Annotated in this window: 9 protein-coding genes and 1 pseudogene; 3 read left to right on the top strand and 7 right to left on the bottom strand. The window is 36.4% G+C overall.

The window, feature by feature from the left end; genetic code table 11:
- Nucleotides 1-53 precede the first annotated feature (53 nt).
- Nucleotides 54-1517 (top strand): cysteine--tRNA ligase, encoded by a 1464-nt coding sequence (gene cysS, locus KY055_02460; protein MBZ1345466.1) that lies wholly within the window; start codon nucleotides 54-56, stop codon nucleotides 1515-1517.
- Here cysS and KY055_02455 read toward each other — a convergent pair.
- Nucleotides 1501-2709: a glycosyltransferase family 4 protein gene (locus tag KY055_02455; protein ID MBZ1345465.1), complete on the bottom strand. Its 1209-nt coding sequence runs from the start codon at nucleotides 2707-2709 to the stop codon at nucleotides 1501-1503. The two genes, cysS and KY055_02455, sit on opposite strands and share 17 nt — an antisense overlap.
- A 49-nt stretch (nucleotides 2710-2758) precedes the next feature.
- On the opposite strand from KY055_02455, the gene dnaB reads away from it, so the two are divergent.
- Both dnaB and recR read left to right on the top strand, forming a co-directional pair.
- Nucleotides 2759-4117, top strand: coding sequence for a replicative DNA helicase (gene dnaB, locus KY055_02450; protein ID MBZ1345464.1), 1359 nt, complete (start codon nucleotides 2759-2761; stop codon nucleotides 4115-4117).
- 10 nt (nucleotides 4118-4127) lie between these two features.
- Nucleotides 4128-4763, top strand: coding sequence for a recombination mediator RecR (gene recR, locus KY055_02445; GenBank protein MBZ1345463.1), 636 nt, complete (start codon nucleotides 4128-4130; stop codon nucleotides 4761-4763).
- A gap of 153 nt (nucleotides 4764-4916) precedes the next feature.
- Here the strand turns inward: recR and rplU are convergent.
- From rplU to KY055_02415, 6 genes and pseudogenes are all read right to left on the bottom strand, one after another.
- Nucleotides 4917-5136, bottom strand: a pseudogene (gene rplU / locus KY055_02440) (50S ribosomal protein L21).
- 2 nt (nucleotides 5137-5138) lie between these two features.
- Nucleotides 5139-5257: bL21 family ribosomal protein (locus KY055_02435; protein MBZ1345462.1), on the bottom strand; the 119-nt coding region annotated here is incomplete at its 3' end.
- A 1-nt stretch (nucleotide 5258) separates the two neighbouring features.
- Entirely contained in the window at nucleotides 5259-6335 is a 1077-nt protein-coding gene (locus KY055_02430; protein ID MBZ1345461.1) for a DNA recombination protein RmuC, read from the bottom strand.
- A 15-nt stretch (nucleotides 6336-6350) separates the two neighbouring features.
- Nucleotides 6351-7322, bottom strand: coding sequence for a hypothetical protein (locus KY055_02425; protein ID MBZ1345460.1), 972 nt, complete (start codon nucleotides 7320-7322; stop codon nucleotides 6351-6353).
- The gene (locus tag KY055_02420; GenBank protein ID MBZ1345459.1) at nucleotides 7319-8413 is read right to left on the bottom strand and encodes a hypothetical protein; all 1095 of its coding nucleotides are present in this window, start codon (nucleotides 8411-8413) and stop codon (nucleotides 7319-7321) included. Before KY055_02420 ends, KY055_02425 begins: the two co-directional genes overlap by 4 nt.
- 365 nt (nucleotides 8414-8778) lie before the next feature.
- Nucleotides 8779-9024, bottom strand: coding sequence for an NYN domain-containing protein (locus tag KY055_02415; GenBank protein ID MBZ1345458.1), 246 nt, complete (start codon nucleotides 9022-9024; stop codon nucleotides 8779-8781).
- Nucleotides 9025-9361: the final 337 nt, after the last annotated feature.

The following is a 9361-nucleotide window of genomic DNA, read 5'->3' as shown; positions in this document are numbered from 1 at the left end:
ATGTTTTGTCTAAATTTGAAAGTCCCCTGATTTTCTGATAATATTAAATCAATATGAATCTTAAACTTTACAACACTCTCTCCGGAAAAAAAGAAACGTTTAAACCAATAAAAAACGGAAAAGTTAATCTTTTTGTTTGCGGCATTACTCCTTACGACTTTGCCCATCTCGGACACGCCAGAACCTATATTATTTTTGATATAATTGCCGGATATTTGAGAGAAAAAGGATTTAATCTTTTTTATCTTCAAAATATCACTGATATTGATGATAAGATTATAAACCGGGCGAAAGAAAGAAAAACAACTACCCTAAAATTAGCCAGATTCTTTGAAAAAGAATATTTGAAAGATATGAAAAATTTAAAAATAGACAACGTGACAAAATATGCCAGAGCGACAGAACATATTAAAGAAATCATCAGCCAGGTTGAAAGGTTGCTCAAAAATGGCTTTGCTTATCAAATTGATGATGGAATTTATTATGACATTTCAAAATTCAAAGATTATGGAAAGTTATCGAGAAGGACAGTTTTGCAGGCAGAAGATGCTGTTTCCAGGATTGATGAGGCAAAAGAAAAAAGAAACAAAGGAGATTTTTGTTTATGGAAAAAATCGAAGACCGGAGAGCCAAAATGGAAATCACCCTGGTTTTCAGGAAGACCGGGCTGGCACATAGAGGATACGGCCATTACCGAGAAATATTTTGGGCCGCAATACGACATTCACGGTGGCGGCAGAGACCTTATTTTTCCCCATCATGAAGCTGAAATCGCCCAAATGGAAGCGATTTCGGGAAAAAAACCATTGGTTAAATACTGGCTGCATTCAGGATTTTTGACCGTCAAAGGTCAGAAAATGGCAAAATCCCTGGGTAATTTTATTACCATAAAAGATTTTGTTAAGAAACAGTCACCCAGATTATTAAGATTTTTGGTCTTAAAGAATCATTACCGCTCACCCCTTGACTATGATGAAACTTCGGTTTTGCAGGCCAAGAGAGAATTAGAACGCATTGATGAATTTGTGGAAAAACTGAAAACTGTAGGGGTCAAACACACGAGCAAAGCGAGAGGGGAAGATGAAGGCGAAGCCTTCAGCGACCCTCCACACTCGCTGCCGAGGCTGCCGAGGTCTGACCTCGGCAGCCTCGGCAACCCCTATAAAAAATTTGAATCAGCCATGGAAGATGATTTTAATACGTCGAAAGCTGTAGCTGTTATTTTTGAATTAATAAACAAGGGGAGCTCTTTAATCGTTCAAAACAAACTGGTCAAAAACGACGCTAAAAATATTTTAGAATTTTTGAGAAAAATTGATAAAGTTTTTAATTTTATCTTCTGGAAAAAACCGAAAGAAAAAATTCCCACCTCTGTGTTAAACATAGTTAAACTAAGAGAGAAATATCGTAAGGAAGGAAAATGGCAGAAGGCCGACAAAATCAGGAAAAAAATTAAGGAATTAGGTTATCAAATTAAGGATACAAAAGAGGGACCGAAAATTAAAATATTTCGTTAAATATCTTGTCAATTTGTTTTTCCAGAGAAAAACTTTTCGTTTTCTCTCGTTTTTGTTTATTCTGCCAAGACGGTTGATAAAAATTCAGAACCTGATTAGCTACTTTTTGCCAGGAATATTTTTTGGCTTCTTCAACCCCCCATTGACCCATTTCTTCTCTCAGTTTTTCATTTTTGATTAAAATTTCTAATTTTTTGGCCAGGGTTTTGTAATCTCTGGGTTTGGCTAAAAACCTGGCTCCTTTTCCGGTTAAAACTTCTTTGTAACCTTTATTGGCAAAAGCCACCACCGGTTTTTGGCAAGCCATGGCTTCAACCAAAACCAAGCCAAAACTTTCGCCAAAAATTGCCGGACTGCAATAAATATCACAACTTTTATAATAAGAGGCGACTTTCTCTTCTGGTACTTTTCCTTCAAAAATGACATTTTTTAATTTATTAATTTTTACCCATTTTTCTAAATCTTCTTTTAAGGGTCCTTCACCGACAATAATTAACCTCACCCCGCCCTTTGGACCAAAGGGCGGGGTTTTCTCTAAAATTTTGTAGGCTTTAAGTAAATAAATTAAACCCTTTCTTTCTTCAATCCTTCCAAGAAATAAAATATTGATTTTGCCATCAAGGAATTTTTTTATTTTTTCTACTTGAGGATTAAATTTTTCTAAATCTATTCCGTTGGGAATAATTGTTTTGGGGCCTGAATATTCTTTAAAATATTTCAAATTAAAAGGGGCTACTCCAATTATTCCGTCAATTTTCCATTGGCAAATTTTATTAATTAGACCCAGAACAGCAGGAAACCTCTTCATAAATTTACTTCCTTCTAAGCTGGCGTGAAAGGTTAAGATATTTAAAGTATCTGAAGCAGCAGGAGAAGCTAAGATTTGGAGGGTTGAGGGAAGGCCAAAGTTATGAAAATGCAAGACATCAAATTTTTCTCTCTTTAAAGTATCCTCAATCGCCAGGGAATTAAAATTGATGGCCAGATCTGATATGGCGCCGTTAAAAGGAAAAGGGAAAGAGGTTCCCAAAAGAATAACATTTTTGCCGTAATATTCTTCTCTTTTTCTTCGGGGCGCGATAATTTTACATTCAACTCCCCTTTTTCTGAATTCTTTATACAATCCCAAAACGTGCCTTTTTACGCCGCCGGGCTGGTAAAAACTATGGAAAGAAATGAGAGCTACCTTCATATATATATATTAACTTGCCTTTTTCCTATTTTATGTTAAATTAAAACATATGGCAAAAGAACTTCCGGATAAATTGCCGCCTCAATCAATAGAAGCTGAGAAGTCCTTACTCGGCTGTTTAATGCTTGATAAAAACGCTATTATTAAAGTGGCTGATTTCTTGCAGCCCCGTGATTTTTACAAAGGCATTCATCGAGAAATTTATTTGGCTTGCCAGAAACTATTTGAAAAAGGAGAGCCGATTGATTTATTGTCGGTTTCTACCGTTTTGAAAGGAAAAAACCTTTTAGAGGAAATTGGCGGCCATGGTTATTTAACCGATTTAATTAATTCCGTTCCAACGGCCAGCCATGTTTTAAATTATGCCAAAATTGTCCAACGAAAAAGAACTTTGCGGGATTTAATTGAGGCCGGTCAGGAAATTGATCAAATCGGTCACAATGAAACCGAAGATGTTGATATTTTATTAGATCGAGCGGAAAAAAGAATTTTTAGTATTGCCCAAAAGTCATTAACCCAAAATTTTATTTTGGTTAAAGACAGATTAGAAGAGGCATTTGAAAGAATTGACAATCTTTCAAAACATAAGGCTGGTTTTCGCGGATTGCCGACCGGCTTTTCCGAATTGGATAATATTTTAGCCGGTCTTCAAAAATCGGATTTAATAATTTTGGCTTCTCGGCCCTCTTTAGGAAAAAGCAGTTTAGCGCTCAATATTGCTTTAAATATTGCTGTTAATCAAAAAATGCCGGTCGGAATATTTTCTTTGGAAATGTCAAACGACCAGGTGGTTGACCGGCTAATTTCCTCTTTGGCTAATGTTGATTTGTGGCGCCTAAGAACCGGTCGGCTTTCGGCCGAGGGAGAAAATAATGATTTTATCAGGATTCAGCATGCCCTGGGAATTTTGGCTGAAGCCCCTATCTATATTGATGACCGATCAGCCACAAACGTAATTCAAATGAAGGCTATGGCCAGAAGATTACAAGCCGAAAAAGAATTGGGTTTAATTATTGTTGATTATCTTCAATTAATGGAAGCCCGCAATCAAACCGAATCAACTGTCCAACAAATGACTGAAATTTCCCGCTCTCTTAAGGGCTTGGCTAAAGAATTAAACATTCCAGTTTTGGCTATTTCTCAATTATCAAGAGCGGTAGAACAAAGAAGCCCTCAAATTCCTCGCCTCTCTGATTTAAGAGAAAGCGGCGCCTTAGAACAAGACGCTGACGTGGTCATTTTCATATATAGGGAAGATAGATACCGGCCCGAATCAAACAGAAAAAACATTGCCGATCTTATTATTGCTAAACACCGCAACGGTCCGGTGGGCAGAGTGGAATTATATTTTGATGACCAAATAGCCAGCTTTAGAAGTTTAGAAAAAGGTTATCTGGTGGAAGAATAATGTATCCAATATGTACTCCCCGACTATTCAAAAACTAATAGATTTATTTTCAAAATTTCCAACGGTCGGACCAAGAACAGCCAGCCGATTTGTTTTTTATTTAATGAGATTGCCAAAAGAAGAAATAAAGGATTTTTTAAATTCCATCCTCAATCTCAAAAAAACAATTAAAATTTGTTCTTTTTGTTTCAATCCTTTTGAGCCCTCGGCAAGCTTGGGCCAAAAGGGCGAGCTTTGCCCAATTTGTCAAGATGTTACCCGAAACAGGAGTTTAATTTGTTTGATTGAAAAAGAAAGCGATTTAATTTCAATTGAAAAGACCAAAAAATATAAAGGGCTTTATTTTATTTTAGGCGGATTGGTTTCTGTTTTAAAAAAAGAAAAGATAAAGAAACTGAGAATTAAAGAATTGGAAGAAAGGATTAAGGCGCCTCAAAAATTCGGCATTTTAGACGCTTCTTTTAAAGAGATTATTTTGGCATTAAATCAAACCACCGAAGGCCAAGCCACCACCTTATATTTAAAAAGGAGCTTAGCTCCTTTTGGAAAAAAAATCAGCCAGCTTGGCCGGGGCTTACCAGTAGGAGCAGAATTAGAATACGCCGACGAGGAAACCCTGGTCTCCGCCTTAGAAGGGCGGAAATGACTAATGACTAATTCCTAATTACTAATCAATTCCCAATGACTAATGACAAAATGACTAAAAAAATAATTAGTCATTAGACATTTTAACATTAGGCATTGATTAGACATTAGGCCTGGCGCCGTAGTGAAACAAAGTTTCTACTACTGGGGTCAATTAGGAATTAGAAATTTTCATTATTTCTATTTCTGTAAAGGGTTGGCGATGGCCCTTTTTTACTTTATAGCGCTTTTTTGCTTTGTATTTGAAAGCAATTACCTTTTTTGCTTTTCCTTGTTTTATAATTTTTCCAATTACTTTTGCCCCTTTAACCAAGGGAGTGCCGATTTCTAATTTATTTTCTTCTTCCCCGGGTTTAGCCGAAACCGACGGGCTANNTTTTCAATTTTCCCTGCCCCTAGACTAATTTTTTGGTCTTGGGGGTCAATTTTTATTTTTTGACCCGGTGAAACCAAATATTGTTTTCCACCGGTACGAATTACTGCGAACTGTGTCATATTATTTTTCTCCTGTCTGCCCCGTACCAAACCGAGGGTTTTGGCGCGGGGTTTCGCTCCGCTCAATTTTTTTATTCTTTATTTCAGTTGGCTCTGCCAACTGTTTTATCTCCCCTATTTCTATCAGTTTTTCCACCCTTTCGTCAAGCAAAGAAAGCCGTTTTTCTGAATCTTCATAAGCCGAAGAAGCGCTTCTTAGGTGGTCCCCGAGTTTCCTGAAACCATTCATTAGTTTATTGGCATCGGTCTGTATTCTACTTAATTTCTTTAAAATTTCTTTGGTCTGTCGGGAAATCTGCGTATCGCGGAACCAATCAATAATTGTCCGCAGAGTCAAATAAATCGTATTAGGCGAAGTGAGAACCACTTTTTTACTTCTGGCATAACTAGCAATATCTTCCTCTCTTAAATTAAACATTATTTCATAAAAAATTGCTTCAGCCGGTATAAACATTAGAGCGAAATCAACGGTATCTTCAGATGGTAAAATGTATTTTGATGAAATCTCATTTATTTTTAATTTTATATCCTGAATAAGTTTTTTTTGAAGTATGTTTCTTTCTTCTTCGCCTTGCGTTTCTTTCATTTTTACGAAATTATCGGAAAAAAATTTAGCATCAACCGGAAGAAGTTTTTTATTCGGAAGTTTTAAAACAAACTCAACTTGCGCACCCGAAGAAAAAGAATAATTTGCCAGACAAAGTTCTTGGGGAAAATACTCGCTTAAAATATGTCCTAAATTGGCCTCTCCCCATTCCCCCCTTAGCTTCGGCGTTCTAAAAATCTCCTGAAACGACGATATACCTTTCATTGTTTCCTGAACCTGTTTTAATTCCTCTCGAATTTGCACCGTCTCTTTGGTGAAAGAAGAAATTTGCTTATTCATGGCTTGAGAGCTGCCATCAACGCTGCCCCGGATTTCTCGTAACTGATTAATCATTAAATCGGTAATTCGTCTTTCCAAATCCTTTATTGAGTCCGACTGGACTTTATCAACGTTCGATTTTTTCAACAGGAAAAAAATGAAGACTCCGCCAATTATCAAAAAAACAATTAAAATCAAAGAGGGTTCAGCCATAAAAAAATGATAACATTATTTTATTAAAAATTCAACTAAAAGAAATAAAACAAAGGTAAGATAAATTCCCAGTAAGAAGAGGGCTTCTTTTTGGATGATTTTGCGGCCGGTCCGGACAAATAATAAGAAAAAAAATGCCGATATTATCAGAAAAAATCGAGCCATAACAAAGGGCGAGAAATCAATTATTTCAATTGGATGAATTAAAACAACAATGCCTAAAACTAAACTGGCTGTAACAATAATGCAACCCATTAAATTTCCTAAAATCATCCAGGATTGTCCTTTTCTGGCTGCCTGTAAGCAAAACCAGGTTTCTGGCAGAGCTGTTCCTAAACTAACAATTAAAATTCCGATTAAGGGAAGCGGGGCATTTAAGGTTTTGGCAAAAAAGTCAGCTGAACTAATAATGCCTTGGGCGCTGATTAAAAGTAAAACCGCTCCCCCTAATATTATTCCCAAATCTTGAATAAAAGTTTTAAATTCTTTTATAATGCTTTTTGGTTTGACGCCGTCATAAATTTTGGAAAAATACTCTTTTTTTGAAAAAAGCCAGGAAGAATAGAAAATAAAAGCTAAAATTAACAATACTCCGTCTATTCTTGAAAGAGAGCCGTCTAAAATTAAAATTAAGGGTAAAATCGCGGCAATTACAGTAAAAACTAAACTTGCTTGAACGGTCCGGCTTTCAATTTCTATTCCTTTTAGAATTAAAGTAGCCAGGGCAATAGCTAATGTAAGGTGAATAACATTGGCTCCAACGATATTGCCAAAAGAAAGTTCGGGAATTCCGCCCAGAGCCGAAGTAATTCCTATAAAAAGCTCGGGAATGGAAGCGGCAAAAGAGAGGATAAAAAAGGCAACGACAAATTCTCGCCAGCCCAAAAACCGGGCTATTCTGGTTAAAGCCCCGACCAGCCAACTACCTGATAAAGTAAGCAGAAGACAAGAAATTAAAAAAATAAAAATATGGATGACTAAATTCATAAAAAGTATATTATCTTGTAAATAATTCCACCAAGAAGTATCAAAAATAAAGGATAAACCAAAAGTTTTTTAGGATTGATTTTGCGGTACATTAGCAAGATTAAAATTCCATCGATTCCAATCATTACTCCACCGACAAAGGCAATGACTGGAATAAACTGTTTAATACCGATTAAAAAAAGAAGTAAGGGAACGAAACAAGTAATTGCCCAGGATAAATTTTTTGTCAATTTTAAATCATACCAGAAAACTTTTTTTAATGTTAATCCCAGAGCAATAAAAGATGTAAAGGTAGTCAAAACGCCAAAGAAAAGCACTAAAGAGACGATTCCGTCGCCCAGAACAGCTCTTAATCCGAGCAAAGCTGTTTCGGTTGTCTGGGGCCCAGTAATTCCCAAAACCAGATAAATAAAGAAAAGATAGACAACTGCTGGAATAAAAATGGCAATCGGAATAATTTTTAAAAGCAATTTCTTTTGTCTTCCTAACATTTCTTCTGCTTCCGGAATCAAAGCCGCGCCCCATAAAGAAAAAAGAATTATTCCGTAAGGCAGAAAAATATGGGAAAAATCCGGAGAAGGAAAAAGATTTTCAATTGTTATAAACGGTTCTGCCCGAAAAAACATAGCAAATAAAATTATAAAAAATAAAATCAGTCCCCAAAATTGAACTTTAGCAATAGCTTTTATTCCAAAAAAAATCAGAGCAGCTCCAATTAAAAAATAGAAAAGCGTATAAATTAAAGAGCCACCGCCAAAAATCGGTGAAAGCAGTTCAAACAGGAATTCTCCCCCGACAATTAAATAAGCTAAAATTGCGCCAAAGATTCCCAAAATTGTTGAGCCGTAAGCTATCTTTTCTCCCCTTTTTCCTAAATAAATTTTGGCAAAACCGGGGAGCCGTTTATAATCAGGAGTTCTCAAAGCCAACTCTCCGAAAAATTGATGAATTAAAATAACCAAGGGTCCCAAAACCAAAAAATAACCGAGAATTACCCAAAAACCCACCTTAAGAGTGACATAAGGCAAAGCAAAAAGCCCCACCCCAATAATCGTGCCAGAAAGAGTGGCTATAGCATAGATTATTTTCATACAAATGGGTTAAGAAGATGGGATAAAGGTTAGGAAGCCAGTATGGAAGTTGGGTTAAGAAGTTGGAAAAGATTTATACTAACCTCCTAACCCCTAAACCATACCGGTGTCTTAACCTTTTAACCATAAACCATTATCACTCACTCTTTTGCAGTTTCTTTAACATTCCCAGCATTTCCACCGGAAACAAAATAGTGGTGTTTTTTTTGCCGCTACTCGCTATTTCTAAAATTGCCCAGCGATGGACGGTTTTTGTTGGCTCCGGGGACCGGGGAGCAGACGACGTTCGAACCTATTGGATTAATATAAAAGAGTATTTTGAGACACCGGTTCTTAGCCGCCCGTAAGCATTAATATCTTAATTATTAAAACAATTTTGGCGGTAGGAATTTTAAAACTTCAGAATTTCTTATCAAAATTGTTCTAGAGGTAGTATAAGTTAATCCCTTGTTGGGCTCCATTTCAAAGCCTAAATAAATACATTCAATGTTTCTTTTTCTTAACGACTTAACAGCCGGCTGAAGATCAGAATCCGAGCTTGCCAAAATGGCGGTTTTCAATTCGCCATCACGGGCCATATTGACCATATCCACGCCTCTTCGGACATCCACTCCTTGACGCTTTCCAATTTCTTTTTAAAATTTTCCCAATCTATAAAAAGAATAGTTTGCATTTAATTTAAAACCCTACCGGACCGAATGGCTGGGTAGGGCGTTTATACTCCAATATTACCACAAGCTTATCAAAAAAGCAAGTCAAGTAAGTTTTCCACAACCACTACCCCACCCCGCTACTCACTATTTCTATAAAACTGCCATTGGTAGGTTTTTTGGTTTCTAAAAAATAGAGTTGACCCCATTTTTTTTGGCGACTCTCGAATTTGACTTATCCCCATACCAATTGAATAAATTACCTTCTTGGCGAAGGTCTGCCAACAGGCATTATATA

This window comes from Candidatus Nealsonbacteria bacterium (assembly GCA_019923625.1).
GTDB lineage: Bacteria > Patescibacteriota > Minisyncoccia > Minisyncoccales > RBG-13-42-11 > JAHXGN01.
The sequence above is the reverse complement of the archived record's forward strand: the minus strand, read 5'-3'. Positions and strand labels throughout refer to the sequence as shown.